This window comes from Streptomyces klenkii (assembly GCF_003626645.1).
Taxonomy (GTDB): domain Bacteria; phylum Actinomycetota; class Actinomycetes; order Streptomycetales; family Streptomycetaceae; genus Streptomyces; species Streptomyces klenkii.
In genome coordinates this window covers 1-16,844 of record NZ_RBAM01000018.1, presented here as the reverse complement: position 1 = coordinate 16,844, position 16,844 = coordinate 1, and the positions used below count along the sequence as shown (strand labels likewise).

Here is a 16,844-nt window from a genome sequence, read left to right as displayed (position 1 = left end):
CCGAACCCTTGTCGGACCCCGGCGGTACCGTCGGTGCATGGTCCAGATGGCAGTCGTCGAAGGTGTCCTGGAGCGGATCACCTACGCCCATGAGGAGAGCGGCTATACGGTCGCGCGCGTCGACACCGGCCGCGGCAGCGGTGACCTCCTCACGGTGGTCGGCTCGCTCCTCGGCGCGCAGCCGGGGGAGTCGCTGCGGCTGGAGGGCCGCTGGGGCTCCCACCCGCAGTACGGGCGGCAGTTCACCGTCGAGAACTACACCACGGTCCTGCCCGCCACCATCCAGGGCATCCGCCGCTATCTCGGCTCCGGCCTGATCAAGGGCATCGGTCCGCGCATCGCCGACCGCATCACCGAGCACTTCGGCACGGACACCCTCGACGTCATCGAGAGCGACCCCGGCCGCCTGATCGAGGTGCCCGGCCTCGGCCCGAAGCGCACGAAGCTGATCGGCGCCGCCTGGGAGGAGCAGAAGGCCATCAAGGAGGTCATGGTCTTCCTCCAGGGCGTCGGGGTCTCCACCTCCATCGCCGTGCGCATCTACAAGAAGTACGGGGACGCCTCCATCTCCGTCACCCGCAACCAGCCCTACCGCCTGGCCGCCGACGTGTGGGGCATCGGCTTCCTCACCGCCGACCGCATCGCCCAGGCCGTGGGCATCCCGCACGACAGCCCCGAGCGGGTCAAGGCCGGCCTCCAGTACGCCCTTTCCCAGTCCACCGACCAGGGCCACTGCTACCTCCCCGAGGAGCGGCTGATCGCCGACGCCGTGAAGCTCCTCCAGGTGGACACCGGGCTCGTCATCGACTGCCTCGCCGAACTGGCGGCGGAGGAGAGCGGGGAAGGGGCGGCGGGGGTGGTCCGCGAGAAGGTCCCCGGCGCCGAGGACGGGCAGCCCGTCACCGCCGTCTACCTCATCCCCTTCCACCGCGCCGAACTCTCCCTGGCCGGGCAGCTCAAGCGGCTGCTCGGCGACGGCGCCGACCGGCTCGCCGCCTTCCAGGACGTCGACTGGGACCGGGCCCTGACCTGGCTCGCGGGCCGCACGGGCGCGCAGCTCGCCCCCGAGCAGCGGGACGCGGTCCGGCTCGCGCTCTCCAGCAAGGTCGCCGTGCTCACCGGCGGGCCGGGCTGCGGCAAGTCCTTCACCGTCCGCTCCGTGGTCGAACTGGCCCGCGCCAAGGGGGCCAAGGTGGTCCTCGCGGCCCCCACCGGGCGGGCCGCGAAGCGGCTCTCCGAGCTCACGGGCGCCGAGGCGTCCACCGTCCACCGGCTCCTGGAGCTCAAGCCCGGCGGCGACGCCGCGTACGACAAGGACCGCCCCCTGGACGCCGACCTGGTGGTCGTGGACGAGGCGTCCATGCTCGACCTGCTGCTGGCCAACAAGCTCGTCAAGGCCGTGCCGCCGGGCGCCCACCTGCTCCTCGTCGGCGACGTGGACCAACTGCCCTCCGTGGGCGCCGGGGAGGTGCTGCGCGACCTCCTGGCCCCCGGCAGCCCCGTCCCCGCCGTCCGGCTCACCCGCATCTTCCGGCAGGCGCAGCAGTCCGGCGTGGTCACCAATGCACACCGCATCAACTCCGGGGCGCCGCCCATCACTCACGGGATGACGGACTTCTTCCTCTTCCCCGAGGAGGACACCGAGGAGGCCGGCCGGCTCACCGTGGACGTGGCGGCCCGGCGCATCCCCGCCAAGTTCGGGCTCGACCCCCGCCGGGACGTCCAGGTGCTGGCGCCGATGCACCGCGGCCCGGCCGGTGCCGGCACCCTCAACGGACTGCTCCAGCAGGCGATCACGCCGGCCCGGCCCGAGCTGCCCGAGAAGCGCTTCGGCGGCCGGGTCTTCCGCGTCGGCGACAAGGTCACCCAGGTGCGCAACAACTACGAAAAGGGGCAGAACGGCGTCTTCAACGGCACGGTGGGCGTCGTCACCGGCCTCGACGCCGTCGAGCAGCGGCTCACCGTGCGCACCGACGAGGACGAGGAAGTGGGCTACGACTTCGACGAACTCGACGAGCTCGCGCACGCCTACGCCGTGACCATCCACCGCTCGCAGGGCAGCGAATACCCGGCCGTGGTGATCCCCGTCACCACCGGTGCGTGGATGATGCTGCAACGCAATCTGCTCTATACCGCGGTAACCCGGGCAAAACGGCTGGTGGTGCTGGTGGGCTCGCGGAAGGCGCTCGGGCAGGCCGTGCGGACCGTATCCGCAGGCAGGAGGTGTACGGCGCTCGATCACCGACTGGGAATGTGAGGGCGATCGGGGAGGTTTTGTGAAGGGCCGGACGGCCCCCTACCGCTCCGGAGAGGCCTCGAAAAGGCCCCGGAGGGCGCGGATCCGGGGTGGGATTCGTCTCTCATCGGTTTACCAACCGGGGCGAAGGGGGCAGTATGGCCAGGCTGGGCGGCACTGAGTGCCGTCTTTAGGCCCTATGGCCGACCCCGAGTGCACGTGCATCGTCCAAATGGGGGAAGGTAGGGGTAGTCAGGGCACCTCGAAGAAGAGGCACAACGTCGGTGAGGGATGACGTGAGCGACAACTCTGTAGTACTGCGGTACGGGGACGGCGAATACACCTACCCGGTGGTCGACAGCACCGTCGGCGACAAGGGCTTCGATATCAGCAAGCTCCGCGCCCAGACCGGTCTGGTGACCCTGGACTCCGGTTACGGCAACACCGCCGCCTACAAATCCGCGATCACCTACCTCGACGGTGAGCAGGGCATCCTGCGCTACCGGGGCTACCCGATCGAGCAGCTCGCCGAGCGCAGCTCCTTCCTCGAGACCGCCTTCCTGCTGATCAACGGCGAGCTGCCGTCGACCGACGAGCTGGCGACCTTCAAGGGCGAGATCACCCAGCACACCCTGCTGCACGAGGACGTCAAGCGGTTCTTCGACGGCTTCCCGCGTGACGCCCACCCGATGGCCATGCTGTCCTCCGTGGTCAGCGCGCTGTCGACCTTCTACCAGGACAGCCACAACCCGTTCGACGAGAAGCAGCGTCACCTCTCCACGATCCGGCTGCTCGCCAAGCTGCCGACGATCGCGGCGTACGCGTACAAGAAGTCGATCGGCCACCCGATCGTCTACCCGCGCAACGACCTCGGCTACGTCGAGAACTTCCTGCGCATGACGTTCTCGGTGCCCGCCGCCGAGTTCGAGCTGGACCCGGTCGTCGTCAGCGCCCTGGACAAGCTGCTGATCCTGCACGCCGACCACGAGCAGAACTGCTCCACGTCGACCGTGCGCCTGGTGGGCTCCTCGCAGGCCAACCTGTTCGCGTCGATCTCCGCCGGCATCAACGCCCTGTGGGGCCCGCTGCACGGCGGCGCCAACCAGTCGGTGCTGGAGATGCTCGAGGGCATCCGGGCCAACGGCGGCGACGTCGACTCCTTCATCCGCAAGGTGAAGAACAAGGAGGACGGCGTCCGCCTGATGGGCTTCGGGCACCGCGTCTACAAGAGCTTCGACCCCCGGGCGAAGATCATCAAGGCGGCGGCGCACGATGTCCTCTCGGCGCTCGGCAAGTCCGACGAGCTGCTCGACATCGCGCTGAAGCTGGAAGAGCACGCGCTCTCCGACGACTACTTCGTCTCGCGCAACCTCTACCCGAACGTGGACTTCTACACGGGTCTGATCTACCGGGCCATGGGCTTCCCGACCGAGATGTTCACCGTGCTCTTCGCGCTCGGCCGCCTTCCGGGCTGGATCGCGCAGTGGCACGAGATGATCAAGGAGCCGGGTTCCCGGATCGGCCGTCCGCGCCAGATCTACACCGGCGTCGTCGAGCGCGACCTGCCGGTCGAGCGCGCCTGACGCGCCCCGCAGCCGACAAAAGCCCTGAGAGCCGCCATGGCTCTCAGGGCTTTTCGCATGGGCGCACGGGCCTTGGAAAAAGCGCCCCGCCGCCGATCCCCCCACGGGTCGGAGCGGGGCGCTTCCCGTTCCCCGGTACGGATTCCCCCCACGGGATCCGGCCGGGAGCCTCGGTGCGCGCAGCCGACGCGATCTGCCGGGACGCGTACGTACGGGAGGGCCGCTCAAAGCTCCCCGGGTACGTGCCCCGGCCACGCGTGGCCGGTACCGTCCCCCAAGACGATCCAGCACTGCCCGGTTAGACCCACGACCCCCCGCAATGGTTACGTTGCCATTGCTGTGATCTAGGTCTCCTGCCATAACGGGCGCAGTCGGGCAAGGTCCCGCTTGTGTGGGTGTTGTGTCACTTATGTGGGTTACGTGTCGGACTGGAGTGCGGTCTCGCGCGCCCGGGCGCGAGACGGCGGGGCCGGGGGGAGGCCGGTCAGACGCGGCCGGTGAGCTCGTAGCCCGCCTCGTCCACGGCGGCGCGCACGGCCTCCTCGTCCAGCGGGGCCGCGGAGACCACGGTGACCTCGCCGCTGGCGGCCACGGCCTGCACGGAGGTGACGCCGGCCAGGGCGGAGAGCTCCTCCTTCACGGCGGACTCGCAGTGGCCGCAGGTCATGCCGGTCACGCGGTAGACGGTGGTGGTGGCGGTGGGCTGGGAGCTCATGACGGTTCTCCTAAGGAAGATCGATCGTGGCGCTGTGCGGGGAACAGCTTACCCCCTGGGGGTATTCCGGGAGGGGAGTGGGAGGGGAGAAGGAACGGGAATGCAAGGGGCCCCGGACCGTGACGGTCCGGGGCCCGGAGGGGTCGGGGGTCAGTTCTTCGGATCGCGCCGGGCGCGGTTGCCCGGGCGGCTCGCCACCCAGGCGCGGACCGTGTCCGCGTACCAGTAGGGCTTGCCGCCCTCGATGTGGTCGGGCTTGGGCAGCAGCCCGTGCTTGCGGTAGGTCCGCACGGTATCGGTCTGGACACCGATGTGCGCTGCGATCTCCTTGTAGGACCAGAGTCGACGGTCAGTCATCTCGCGCCTCTCCGCTGCGCCGCAGCGACAGAGGGGGATCCGTCGGGGGAGCTGCGACGCGGCCTTTGTCGATCACCACGACTGTTGTTCGTTGAACGACGGAGAGTGACCACTGATGCGGCGCCGTGGTGCGGCTGTGACGGAAGGAAGGCGGGAACGTGACGCCTGTGACGCGCGTATGACGCTGTTTCGGGCGTCAGCTCGTGTTAGGCCGGGGGCGCCGCCGCGACGCGCACCGGGCGGTTCTCCCGCCGGGACGTCTCGCACGCCTCGGCCACCAGCAGGGCGTGCAGCCCCTCGCGGCCGGGGCACGGGTTGGGGGCCTCGCCGTGGGCTGCCCGGACGAAGGCGGCCAGCTCGGCGCGGTACGCGGGCGCGAACCGCTCCAGGAAGCCGGTCCAGGGGCGCGCGGGCGGGGGCGGGCCGGCCGGCTCGGCCGACGTCGCGGGCGTACGGGCGTCCAGGCCCACGATCCACTGGTCGAGCTCGCCCGACAGCTCCATGCGGACGTCGTAGCCCGCGCCGTTGCAGCGGGTCGCTGTCGCTGTGACGAGCGTGCCGTCGTCGAGGGTGAGGAGGACGGCGGCGGTGTCCACGTCGCCCGCTTCCTCGAAGACGGCCGCGGACGCCCCGCCGGTCGCGCCGCGGGCGTACACCTCCGTCACCTCGCGGCCCGTCAGCCACCGGACGGCGTCGAAGTCGTGCACCAGGCAGTCCCGGATCAGCCCGCCGGACCGCGCCAGGAACGCGGCGGGCGGGGGTGCGGGGTCCGAGGTGACGGCGCGGATCGTGTGCACGCGGCCCAGGCGGCCGGCCCGGAGGGCGGTGCGGGCCGCGAGGAATCCGGCGTCGAAGCGGCGCTGGAAGCCCAGTTGCAGGAGGGTGCCCGCCGCGTCCACCTCGCGGAGCGCGCGCAGCGTGCCGGGGATGTCGAGGGCGACGGGCTTCTCGCAGAACGCGGGGAGGCCGGCGCGGGCCGCCCGCGCGATCAGGGCGGGGTGGGCCGCGGTGGTCGCCGCGATCACGATCGCGTCGGCGCCGCCGTCGAACACGGCCTCGGGGGAGGGGGCGGTACGGGCCCGGACGCGCGCTGCGACGTCCGCTGCGACGTCCGCTGCGCGGTGCGGGTCGGTGTCCGCGATGACGAGTTCCTCGACGCCGCCGAGGGAGGCGAGCGTCTCAGCATGATGCGCCCCGATCCGCCCGGCCCCGACGACTCCGATCCGCATGCCTGACTCCGTCCTTGTGGGGTGCCCCGCCGGCTTCCGCCGGGGGAAGCCGGGCGCCGCCCGTCGGGGTGCGGGGCCCTGCCGGGGTGTCCGGCGGTGCCGTACGGCGTCTGCCGGCTCGGCACCGCCGGTTTCCGTCGTGGTGGCTGATCGCCGTTGCGGCGGGAGAGATGCCTGTGCGGCATGGCCTGCCCGGCTGTGGGCCTTCGCCGTAGGCGTGAACATCCCGCCGCGGCGGTGCGCAACCCCCACCGGGCTGTCCGGCGGTGCCGTACGGCATCCGGCGGTTCGGCACCGCCGGTCTTCGCCGTGGTGGCTGATCGCCGTTGCGGCGGGAGGGAGGGGGCGCTGCCCCGCCGGGCTGTCCGGCGCCGCCGCACGGCGTCCTGGCACGCGGTGTCATGTGTACATTGCCGGGCGCGCCGGCAGGACGACCTCCGTCCGGGCGCCGGACGACTGCGCCCGGACGCCCGCCTCGCAGACCGCCGCCGCCGCGTAGCCGTCCCAGACGCTCGGGCCCTCTGTCACGCCTCGGCGGGCCGCGTCGACCCAGTGCTGGAGCTCGCGGTCGTACGCCTCGCGGAAGCGGTCGACGTAGTCCTGGGCGATGGCGCCGCCCCAGCGGCCGGCGGCGTTCACGTACAGGCCGTGCGCGTCGCCCAGCCGCGCGCTGCCGCGCTCGCCGACCGCCTCGCACTGCACCTGGTAGCCGAAGCCGCAGTTGACGAAGACCTCGACGTCGGCCAGGGCGCCGCCGGACGTCTCCAGCAGGACCAGCTGAGGGTCGCTCAGACCCTCCGGCGCGGCCGGCGAAGGGGCCGGCTTCACCACGCTCACCGCCGTGATCTCCTGCCCCAGCAGCCACCGCGTGGCATCGACCTCGTGCACCACCGAGTCGTTGATCATCATCGCCTCGGTGAAGCCCGGCGGCGTGGCCACGTTCCGGTGCCGGCAGTGGAGCATCAGCGCCCGCCCGAGCCCGCCGCCGTCGAGCAGCGCCTTCAGCTGCACGTACTCCGTGTCGTAGCGGCGCATGAACCCCACCTGCGCCCGCCGGTGCCCGAGCCGGACCTCGGCCTCCATCACCCGCAGCGCGGACTCCGCGCCGGGCGTGAGCGGCTTCTCGCACAGCACGGGCAGGTCCCGCGCGAAGGCGTCCAGCAGCGCCGCCTCGTGCGCGGGCCCGGGCGAGGCGATGAGCACGGCGTCCACGCCGCCGGCGTCCATCGCGGCGGCCGCGTCGGTGTACGCGGTGCAGCCGGGGACGCCGCCCGCGATCCGCTCGGCGCGCTCGCCGTCGACGTCTATGACCGCGCTGACGCGGGCCCCGCTGATGACCCGGTCGAGGCGCCGGACGTGGTCGGAGCCCATCCGGCCCGTGCCGATGACCGCGACGCCGAGTGTGCCTCCACGTGCCTCATTCATGCGTGCAAGTCTCCCGGTCTCAGACGCCGCAGCCGCGCAGGAAGCCCCGCGTGCGCCGCGCGATGGGCAGTGGACGGTCCGGCGGGCACGGGTACATGTCCTGTTCCACGATGGCGAACAGGTCCGCGTCCAGCCGGGAGGCCGCGTCGAGGACCGGCTCCAGCGCGGGAACGCCCCGCGGCGGCTCGCACATGACGCCTTGCCGGACGGCGGGCCCGAACGCCGTCCCCCTGGCGCGGACGTCCGCGAGGACCTCCGGATCCACCTGCTTGAGGTGGAGGTAGCCGATCCGCTCCCCGTACGTCTCGATGAGCTTGACGCTGTCGCCGCCGCAGTACGCGTAGTGCCCCGTGTCCAGGCACAGGGCGACCAGCGACGCGTCGGTGGCGTCGAGGAAGCGCTCGACGTGCGCCTCGGTGTCGATGTGCGTGTCGGCGTGCGGGTGGACGACGATCCCGAGCCCGTAGCGCTCGCGGACCTCGCGGCCGAGCCGCTCCATGCCGGCGGTGAGGTGCCGCCACTGATCCGCGGTCAGCTCGGGGTCCTCGACGAGCTCGGCGGTCTTGTCGTCGCGCCAGAAGGAGGGGATGACGACGAGGTGCCGCGCCCCCATCGCGGCGGTGAGCTCCGCGACGGGCGCGACGTGCGCCCACGTCGCCTCCCAGGTGTCCGGCCCGCGGTGCAGCGCGGTGAAGACCGTGCCGGCGGAGACCGTGAGGCCGCGCCGCTGCGTCTCGTCGCGCAGCCGGGCCGGATCGGTGGGCAGATAGCCGTACGGGCCCAGCTCGATCCACTCGTAGCCCGCGTCGGCGACCTCGTCCAGGAACTGCCGCCAGGGCAGCTGGGCCGGATCGTCGGCGAACCAGACGCCCCAGGAGTCGGGGGCGGAGCCGACCCGGATCCGGCGGTGCGGTGAGGGGAGGTTCGCGTTCGCGTCGGGAGCGGGCATGGGGCTCCTCCTCGGGCGAGGGGCTGGGTTGCCCGTAGCTTCCCCGCGGTACGGGGGAGTGTCAAGGCTACGTCCTGACATACGGACGTTACGTCAAGATGTCTTCCGTTCACGTCTATATGTAAGGACAATGACCCGAGCCGGATCCGCAGCAAGCAGGAGCAAGCAGCAGGAAGCCGCAAACAGCAAGCAGCAGGAAGGGCGCCGATGAGCCGACCGAGCCACCCGCGTGCGCGCACGTCTTTCGACCTGATCACCATGGGCCGGGTCGGCGTGGACCTCTACCCCTTGCAGACCGGGGTGCCGCTGGCGAAGGCCGAGACCTTCGGCAAGTTCCTGGGCGGCTCGCCCGCGAACGTCGCGGTCGCCGCGGCGCGGCTCGGCCGGCGCGCGGCGCTCATCAGCCGCACCGGCGCGGACCCCTTCGGCGAGTTCCTCCACGACGCGCTGCGCGGCTTCGGCGTGGCCGACCGGTGGGTGACGCCCGTCGCCGCGTACCAGACGCCCCTGACGTTCTGCGAGATCTTCCCGCCGGATAACTTCCCGCTCTACTTCTACCGCCGCCCCAAGGCGCCCGACCTGGAGATCCGCGCCGACGAGCTGGACCTCGGCGCGATCCGGGCCGCCCGGATCTTCTGGGCGACCGGCACCGGGCTGTGCGAGGAGCCCAGCCGGGCCGCGACGCTGGCCGCGCTCGCGGCGCGGGGCCGGCGCGGCGTCACGGTCCTCGACCTGGACTGGCGGCCGCTGTTCTGGGGCGGCGAGGGCGGCGCGTCGGGGCACGGCGGGCGTACGGGCCCGGCCGCCATGGCCGCCGCCCGGCCGCACTACGCCGCGGCCCTCGCCCACGCCACGGTCGCCGTCGGCAACGCCGACGAGTGCGAGGTCGCCACGGGCGAGCGCGCGCCGCACGCCGCGGCGCGGGCGCTGCTCGGCGCCGGAGTCGAACTCGCCGTGGTCAAAAGGGGACCCGAGGGCGTCCTCGCCGTCCACCGCGACGGGACGACGGCGGAAGTGCCGCCCGTGGAGGTGGACGTGGTGAACGGCCTCGGCGCGGGCGACGCCTTCGGCGGCGCGCTGTGCCACGGCCTGCTGTCCGGCTGGCCCCTGGAACGCACGCTCCGCTTCGCCAACGCGGCGGGCGCGCTGGTGGCTTCGCGCCTGTCGTGCTCGGCGGCGATGCCGACGGGGGAGGAGATCGAGGCGTTGCTGGCCACGTCCGGTCCTCCGGGCGGGGCCGCAGAATCCGATACGGAGGTCCCCCGCTCGTGAGTGTGCGCATCGCGGATCTGCCCCGCATCCGCAGCCGGCACCCCGAGGCCATCGCCGAGGCCGCCGCGCGCCGCGGCCGGCGGGCGCTGGTCGGGGAGAGCGGGCGGCTGATGGTCATCGCGGCGGATCACCCCGCCCGCGGCGCCCTCGCCGTCGGCGACCGGCCGTTCGCCATGGCCGCCCGGCCCGACCTGCTGGAGCGGCTCTGCCTCGCGCTGTCGCGGCCCGGCGTCGACGGCGTGCTGGCCTCCGCCGACATCCTGGACGACCTGCTGCTGCTCGGCGCGCTGGAGAACAAGGTCGTCATCGGGTCCATGAACCGCGGCGGGCTCGCCGGCGCGGCCTTCGAGCTGGACGACCGCTTCACCGGGCCGCGCGCGGAGGACCTGGCCGCGCTCGGCTTCGACGCCGGGAAGCTGCTCCTGCGCATCGACCCCGCCGACCCCGGCTCGCTCCGGACCCTGCACGCGGCCGCCCGCGCCGTCGACGAGATGGCCGCCCGGCGGCTGCCGGTATTCGTCGAACCGTTCCTGTCCCGCCGTGCCGGCGGCCGCGTCGTCAACGACCTCAGCGCCGACGCCGTCACGACGGCCATCGCCATCGCCTCCGGGCTGGGCGGGACGTCCGCGTACACGTGGCTGAAAGTGCCGGTGACGGACGACCCCGCGGACATGGCACGGGTGATGGAGACGTCGACGCTGCCGGCGGTGCTGCTGGGCGGCGACGTGGGCGGCGACCAGGACGCGGCGTACGAGCGCTGGCGGTCGGCGCTGCGCCTGCCGACGGTCCAGGGGCTGGTCGCGGGACGGGCGCTCCTCTACCCCGCGGACGGGGACGTGGCAAGGGCTGTGGACACGGCGGTCGGTCTGCTGTGACGCCTCATGGAGGAGCTCCATGTAAGATCCGTACCGTACGGTACGTATCTTTAGGCAGGGTTCACCAGCACGGAGGTTCCTCGTGGCGAAGCAGGAGCGGGCGGTTCGCACGCGCCGTCTGATCCTGGAAGCGGCCGGCGCCGTCTTCGACGAGTTCGGCTACGAGTCGACGACCATCGCGCAGATCCTCGCGCGCGCGGGCGTGACCAAGGGCGCCCTGTACTTCCACTTCGCCTCCAAGGAGGAGCTGGCCCGCGGGGTCCTCGACCAGGCGCTGACCCTGGAGGGCATCCTGCCCCAGGAGTCGAGGTTGCAGGAGTGGGTCGACGTGGGCATGGTCCTCGCCCACCGCCTGCCCGCCGAGCCCCTGCTGAGCGCCTCCGTCCGGCTCTCCGCCGACCGCAAGGCCCGTGACCTGTTCGGCACTTCGTGGCCCGCCTGGATCGACTTCATCGCGGGGCAGCTGGCCGAGGCCAAGGCGCAGGGCGAGGTGCTGCCCCACGTCGACCCCGGTGCGACGGCCACGCTCTTCGTCGGCGCGTGGACCGGCGTGGAGATCCTCGCCACCGCCCACGACGAGAGCGGCGCCCTGGAGAAGCGGATCGCCCTTCTCTACGACACCTTCCTGCCCGGCATCGCCGTCCCCGGCGCGCTGCGGAACCTCGACACCTCTCCCGACCGCGGGGCCCGCGTCTGGAAGCTCCACCAGGCGCAACATCATGCCCGGCAAGAGGAAGCCGCAGCCGCCACGGCTTGAGCGCCGGCCGCCACAGCCTCAGCGCCTCGCTTCCGGCCTTGCCTCGGAGCGCCGCCGGCCCCCTCAGCCGCGCGCCAGCAGCGGTACGTGGATGCTCACCCGGGTCCCCTCTCCCGGCGTGCTCTCCAGCGTCACCCGGCCGCCGATGTCCTCGATGCGCTCGCGCACCCACCGCAGCCCCCCGGCCGCCGGTGCGCACATGACGCGCGCCGCGTCGAAGCCGGGCCCGGCGTCCTCCACCCGGGCGTGGGCCCAGCGCCGCGTCACCCGCGTCGTCACCTCCACCGCCGCGCCCGGAGCGTGCACGAAGCTGTTGGCCAGGCACTCGCGCAGGGACCAGAACAGCTCGCGCCGGGAGGCGTCCGACAGCAGCGACTCGTCCCCCGTGGCGGCCACGGACACCGGCGTCCCGGGCGTGGCCTGCGCGGCGAACTCCTCGACGGCCCGTGCCAGCGGCGGCAGTTCGGCCGCCAGGCGCAGCTCGCCGACCAGCTCCCGCGACCGCCCGAGCGCCTCGCGTACGAGATCCCCGGCGGCCCGCGCCTCGCCGGTGCCGGGGGACTCCAGGTGGTGCAGGGCCAGGGTGAGCGAGGTGCCGAGCTGGTCGTGGATCTCCCGTGCCAGCCGCCGGCGTTCCCGCCAGACCTCGTCGCCCTGCCCCGTGGCGGCGCTGCCGCCGAGCAGCCGCACCACCCGTGCCGCACGGCGCGCGGTCCCCGCCCCCCGCGGGTCACCGGACGCCAGCACCTCCTGGAGCGCGCACTCCAGCAGCAGGCCCGCGGCCGCTTCCGGGATCCGGGTGTCCGCGCGCAGCGCCGCCGGGGCCCGCCAGGCGGACGCGGGCGCCGAGTTGCCCCGCTCGGCGGCGGATTCCGCCGCTGCCAGCACGCACCGCGCGTGCAGGGCGAGGGAGGAGCGCAGCGTGGGCGCGTCGCACCCGAGCTCCTCCAGGACCTCCGGCAGCGCCGCCTCGTAGCGGCGCATCACCGCGCCCGTATCGACGCCGAGAGCGCTCCCCCCGGGCGCCGGGCGTCGCTGCGCGGGCACCATGGGCACCACTACCTGCCCCGGCTGTCCTGATGCGGACTGCCGCGCCCCGTGCGCCCCCTGCGCCCGGGGCGCACCGAGGGACGAGACGGCCGAACGGCCCAGCCCCTCCTGCAAGGCCGACGTGAAGCCGTTCCCTACGACGGCCTCCAGCAGGGCGAACCCCGACCGGCCGCCATGTCCCCCTGAGACGTCCGCGATTCCCACATGTCCCCCCACGTGTGCGTCGATCCGGCGCTTGAACGTTAACAAACCGGTCATCCTGTTTGTCAACAGTCTCGTGAAGGCGATGAGTGATTCGTGGGGGAGATGTGATGAACCTGCCGCACCCACCGGACCGATATGACGGACTTGCGGCGCGTAGAAGACCGAAGGAGACCGGATCCTCGGTATTCGGTCGGGACGGTGCGTCGATTTTGAGCCACGCGATGCGTCAGTGACCTCCCGTCAGCCCTCCTGTCAGCCCTCCCACCGGTCCTTCCGGCAGCGCCCCGGCCGCGCTGAGCGCGCACTCCATGCCGGCCGGCTCCAGGCGCGCCAGGGCCTCCGGCGTGGCCAGCCGGGGCAGCAGCGCGCGCCACAGGCTGGCCAGCGTGGCCCGGGAGAGCCACTCGCGGTCGCGCCGGGCGAGCCCTTCGAAGCCGATCGTCGCCCCGATGATCGTCGCCGTCATGTCCTCGACCGAGGCGTCCGCGAGGATCGATCCTTCCCTCGCGGCCCGCGTCAGGTACCGTCGCACACACTCCAGCCACTCCCGCAGCATGTCGGTCTCGGAGGCGTGCGAGGTGCGGGAGTTGAGGTGGAAGCCGGCCCGGACGACGACGTCCCAGCACAGCTGCTGGGCGAACGCGTGCGAGGTGTCGACCAGGGCTTGCAGGGCGCAGGGGCTGCGGCGCTGGACGCGGCGGGCGACGGCGTGCAGGATGCGGGCGGCTTCCGTCTCCACCGCCGCGGCCATGGCCGCCTTGGTGTCGAAGTGGAAGTGCAGCGCGCCCGTGCTCACGCCGGCGCCGGCGCTGATGCCGGCGAGCTTGGCCAGGGTGTAGCCGTGCTGGTCGAACGCCTGGGCCGCGGAGCGGATCAGGGCGTGACGGGTGTTCATGGCCCGTTCCTGCTTGGTCATGGCCGGCCCTTGGAGCAGTGCGTTCCGGTGGTGCGGGTGAAGTCGCGTGCAGCCGCGCTGAGCTGCGCGAACGTGCGAAGGGGGAGGGGGGGCAACGTCATGGGAGCCATGAAACCAACTAACTGGTTTTATTTCTAGCGGCCAACTGTCCGAATGAATGAGATATGACCCTGTTTCTCAGGGTAATTAACCGGATTCTCCTCCTGTTTGCCATGTGTGCCGACGCGGCTCCCCGCCCTGCGAATGGCCTGCCGAAGGCCCCGATCCCCCATGGAAGCGCCTGTTGAGGGGGTGTCTGATGTGGAATCAGGACGTCCGCCGCGCGTGGCCGGGTGTCGCCCCTCGCAAAGGTCAAGACCTTTGACAAACCAGCAGTCCGGTTTGTAATCTCGCGTTGAATGGTCGGCCCAGCGGCCCCAGCGCCGCGCGAAAGTGCAGGAGCAGCCGGATGAACCAGCAAGCCACCACCAGCTCTCTCGACCCCCACATACGCCGGACAGCGGCACCACCGCGCATCCCCCGGCCCCGCTCCGTCTCCGGCCCGTCCGGCCTCTCCGGCCCGGTCGCCCAGAGCGCCCAGGGCGGCCGGAACGGCAACGGCCGGACCGAAGGCCTCCGGGCGGAGGACACCCTGCGCGTCCTGGTGGTCGAGAGCGACTCCCGCGCCGCCGAGACCCTGGTCCAGGGCCTGCGCCGGCACGGGTACGACACCTCCGTCGCCGGCACCGGGAGCAAGGCCCTGGAGGCCTACGGCGACGCGGACCTCGTCCTCCTCGACCTCGAACTGCCGGACCTCGACGGCCTGGAGATCTGCCGCGCCATCAGAGCCGCCAGCGACATCCCCGTCATCGCCGTCACCGCCCGCGCCAGCGAGCTCGACCGGGTCCTGGGCCTGCAAGCCGGCGCCGACGACTACGTCGTCAAGCCGTACGGCTTTCGCGAGCTCATGGCCCGCATGGAAGCCGTCATGCGCCGCGCGCGCCCCCGGGGCCGCGACCGCTCCGTCGCCCAGGTCATCACCGCCGGCCCGCTCACCATCGACGCGGGAACGCGCGAGATCCGCCTCGGCGGGCGCCGGGTCGAGGTCACCCGCAAGGAATTCGACCTCCTCCGTCTCCTCGCCTCGCAGCCGGAGAAGGTGATTTCCCGCAAAGAGCTCATGACGCAGGTGTGGGACGACAACTGGTCCCGGCCCGGGCGCACCATCGACACCCACGTCAGCAGCCTGCGCGGCAAGCTCGGCTCCGCCGGCTGGATCATCACCGTCCGCGGCGTCGGATTCCGCTTCGGGCACCTCGGGAATGCTGAGCGGCATTCCCCGGAAAACTCCCGGGAGGCGCAGCTCGGCACGGCTCTGACGATCGCCTGACACAGTTCACCAAGGTCTGATGGGGGATACCTTGACGGATAGTCACCAATTCCAGATGCTTTTCGCACGGCAACGAAGCCGCAGCGAAGGGGAACGGGACATCACGCGCAGCACGCGAATCGCGCGAGGATTTCCTGCCCGCCCCGCCTTCCGGCCACCCTGTTCCGCCCCGCGCACCGCTGTGCGTCCCGCGGCCCCGGCGCTTTGCACGCCGGCCGTGGCGACCACGGTGCCCGCGGCGCCCCTGCCGTTCGCCCGCACGCTGCCATGACGCGTACCGCGGGCTCACCCCCGGCCGATGACCTGGAATTTTCCGACGACACCGCGAGGCAGGCCTCCATGGACCACGCACCCGCAGGCGCCACCACACTGGAGCGCCCCGTACCTCCCGAAGCAGCACCCGCCCCGCTGCCCTGGGTCCTCTCCGCCGGCACCGAAGAGGGCCTGCGCGCCCGCGCCGCGGCGCTGCGCGACCTCCTCGCGGGCACCGCCGGCGCTGACGCGGCGGACGCCCCCGGCACCCCGGACGCGGCCTCCGTGGCCCTCGCCCTGGCCGGCCGCGGCACCGACGGCCCCCACCGCGCGGTCCTCCTCGCCGGCGGCCGCGACGACGCCCTGAGCGGCCTGGACGCCCTCGCCGCCGGCACCGCCGCCCCCGGCCTCGCGACCGGCACGGCCCAGGACGGCGCCCTCGCCTTCCTCTTCACCGGACAGGGCGCCCAGCGCCCCCGCATGGGCGCCGAGCTGCGCGCCGCGTTCCCGGTCTTCGCCGAGGCCTTCGACGAGGTCTGCCACGTCCTCGACCCGCACCTGCCGCGCCCCTTGCGCGAGGTGATCGACAGCGGTGACGCGGAGCTCCTGAGCCGCACCGAGTACACGCAGCCCGCGACGTTCGCCGTCGAAGTGGCCCTGTACTGGCTGCTGGAGAGCTGGGGCGTGCGCCCCGACGTCCTGGCCGGGCACTCCATCGGCGAGATCGCCGCCGCCCACGCTGCCGGGGTGCTGTCGCTGGAGGACGCCGCGCGCCTCGTGGCCGTACGCGGCCGGCTGATGCAGGCCCTGCCGGCCGGGGGCGTGATGACCGCCGCCCTCGCCTCCGCCGCCGACGTCGCGCCCCACCTGGAGGGCCGCACCGCCACCGCCGGCATCGCCGCCGTCAACGGCCCCACGTCCGTGGTCCTGGCGGGCGCCGAGGAGACCGTACGGGAGATCGCCGACGAGCTGGCCGCCGCCGGCCGCAAGACCCGCGGCCTGCCCGTCAGCCACGCCTTCCACTCGCCGCTGATGGAACCCGTCCTCGACGACTTCCGCGCCGCGATCGAGGGCATCACCTTCCACAGCCCGCGCATCCCGCTGGTCTCCACCGTCACCGGCCTGCCCGTCTCGCCCGGCGAGATGTGCACGCCGGGCTACTGGGTGGACCACATCCGGGCGACCGTCCGCTTCGCCGACGCCATGGCCACCCTGGAGGCCCGGGGCACCACCACCTACCTGGAGGTCGGCCCCGACGCCATCCTCACCAGCATGGGCAAGACCTGCCTGACGCCCGGCCGCCCGGCGGCCCTGCTGCCCACCGTGCGGCGCGCCCGGCCCGAGGCGCCCACGCTGCTGGCCTCGCTCGCCCAGGCGTACGTCCGCGGTGCCCACGTCGCGTGGAGCGGCTGCTTCGCCGGCACCTCCGTACGGCCCGCGGAGCTGCCCGCCGACCTCGTCCCTGCCGAAACCACTCCGGCCGCTTCGGCCCCTCCGGCCGCTCCGGCCCCTCTGGAGAAGTGAACTTCATCGTGCGCAAGGTGCTCATCGCCAACCGTGGCGAAATCGCTGTCCGCGTTGCTCGCGCGTGCCGGGATGCCGGGATTGCCAGTGTGGCGGTCTACGCGGATCCGGACCGTGACGCGTTGCATGTC

15 protein-coding genes are annotated in these 16,844 nt (G+C 72.7%); 8 read left to right on the top strand and 7 right to left on the bottom strand.

The window, feature by feature from the left end; translation table 11 throughout:
* Positions 1-37: 37 nt before the first annotated feature.
* Together recD2 and D7231_RS29845 are read left to right on the top strand one after the other, a co-directional pair.
* The gene (recD2, locus tag D7231_RS29850; protein ID WP_120758737.1) at positions 38-2,257 is read left to right on the top strand and encodes an SF1B family DNA helicase RecD2; all 2,220 of its coding nucleotides are present in this window, start codon (positions 38-40) and stop codon (positions 2,255-2,257) included.
* Positions 2,258-2,532: 275 nt separating this feature from the next.
* Complete coding sequence (locus D7231_RS29845; RefSeq protein WP_120758736.1) at positions 2,533-3,819, top strand: citrate synthase; 1,287 nt, start codon at positions 2,533-2,535, stop codon at positions 3,817-3,819.
* Positions 3,820-4,303: 484 nt separating this feature from the next.
* Here the strand turns inward: D7231_RS29845 and D7231_RS29840 are convergent, their stop codons facing one another.
* The 5 genes from D7231_RS29840 to D7231_RS29820 all read right to left on the bottom strand — a co-directional run bounded on the left by D7231_RS29840 (position 4,304) and on the right by D7231_RS29820 (position 8,494).
* Positions 4,304-4,534, bottom strand: coding sequence for a heavy-metal-associated domain-containing protein (locus tag D7231_RS29840; RefSeq protein WP_120758735.1), 231 nt, complete (start codon positions 4,532-4,534; stop codon positions 4,304-4,306).
* Between the two features lie 150 nt (positions 4,535-4,684).
* On the bottom strand, positions 4,685-4,891 hold the full coding sequence (locus D7231_RS29835; RefSeq protein WP_120758734.1) for a helix-turn-helix transcriptional regulator: 207 nt from the start codon (positions 4,889-4,891) through the stop codon (positions 4,685-4,687).
* Positions 4,892-5,097: 206 nt separating this feature from the next.
* Positions 5,098-6,120: a Gfo/Idh/MocA family protein gene (locus tag D7231_RS29830; RefSeq protein WP_120758733.1), complete on the bottom strand. Its 1,023-nt coding sequence runs from the start codon at positions 6,118-6,120 to the stop codon at positions 5,098-5,100.
* A 399-nt stretch (positions 6,121-6,519) separates the two neighbouring features.
* The gene (locus D7231_RS29825) at positions 6,520-7,545 is read right to left on the bottom strand and encodes a Gfo/Idh/MocA family protein (protein ID WP_120758732.1); all 1,026 of its coding nucleotides are present in this window, start codon (positions 7,543-7,545) and stop codon (positions 6,520-6,522) included.
* Between the two features lie 19 nt (positions 7,546-7,564).
* Positions 7,565-8,494 (bottom strand): sugar phosphate isomerase/epimerase family protein, encoded by a 930-nt coding sequence (locus D7231_RS29820; RefSeq protein WP_120758731.1) that lies wholly within the window; start codon positions 8,492-8,494, stop codon positions 7,565-7,567.
* 207 nt (positions 8,495-8,701) lie between these two features.
* On the opposite strand from D7231_RS29820, the gene iolC reads away from it, so the two are divergent.
* The 3 genes from iolC (at position 8,702) to D7231_RS29805 (ending at position 11,398) form a co-directional block, all read left to right on the top strand.
* Positions 8,702-9,766, top strand: a complete 1,065-nt coding sequence (gene iolC / locus D7231_RS29815; protein WP_120758730.1) for a 5-dehydro-2-deoxygluconokinase — start codon at positions 8,702-8,704, stop codon at positions 9,764-9,766.
* The gene (locus D7231_RS29810; RefSeq protein WP_120758729.1) at positions 9,763-10,641 is read left to right on the top strand and encodes a Cgl0159 family (beta/alpha)8-fold protein; all 879 of its coding nucleotides are present in this window, start codon (positions 9,763-9,765) and stop codon (positions 10,639-10,641) included. The genes iolC and D7231_RS29810 overlap by 4 nt, the downstream gene beginning before the upstream one ends.
* Before the next feature lie 82 nt (positions 10,642-10,723).
* Entirely contained in the window at positions 10,724-11,398 is a 675-nt protein-coding gene (locus D7231_RS29805; RefSeq protein WP_120758728.1) for a ScbR family autoregulator-binding transcription factor, read from the top strand.
* A 63-nt stretch (positions 11,399-11,461) separates the two neighbouring features.
* On the opposite strand, the gene D7231_RS29800 is transcribed toward D7231_RS29805, so the two are convergent.
* On the bottom strand, positions 11,462-12,652 hold the full coding sequence (locus tag D7231_RS29800; protein ID WP_158673834.1) for a sensor histidine kinase: 1,191 nt from the start codon (positions 12,650-12,652) through the stop codon (positions 11,462-11,464).
* Between the two features lie 226 nt (positions 12,653-12,878).
* Positions 12,879-13,568, bottom strand: coding sequence for a ScbR family autoregulator-binding transcription factor (locus D7231_RS29795; protein ID WP_120758726.1), 690 nt, complete (start codon positions 13,566-13,568; stop codon positions 12,879-12,881).
* 448 nt (positions 13,569-14,016) lie between these two features.
* Here D7231_RS29795 and D7231_RS29790 point away from each other — a divergent pair, with 448 nt between their 5' ends.
* The 3 genes from D7231_RS29790 to D7231_RS38185 form a co-directional block, all read left to right on the top strand.
* Positions 14,017-14,937, top strand: coding sequence for a response regulator transcription factor (locus D7231_RS29790; protein WP_120758725.1), 921 nt, complete (start codon positions 14,017-14,019; stop codon positions 14,935-14,937).
* 339 nt (positions 14,938-15,276) lie between these two features.
* Positions 15,277-16,713, top strand: coding sequence for an acyltransferase domain-containing protein (locus D7231_RS29785; RefSeq protein WP_158673833.1), 1,437 nt, complete (start codon positions 15,277-15,279; stop codon positions 16,711-16,713).
* An 8-nt stretch (positions 16,714-16,721) separates the two neighbouring features.
* On the top strand, positions 16,722-16,844 hold a 123-nt coding region (locus D7231_RS38185), incomplete at its 3' end, for a biotin carboxylase N-terminal domain-containing protein (protein WP_146166841.1).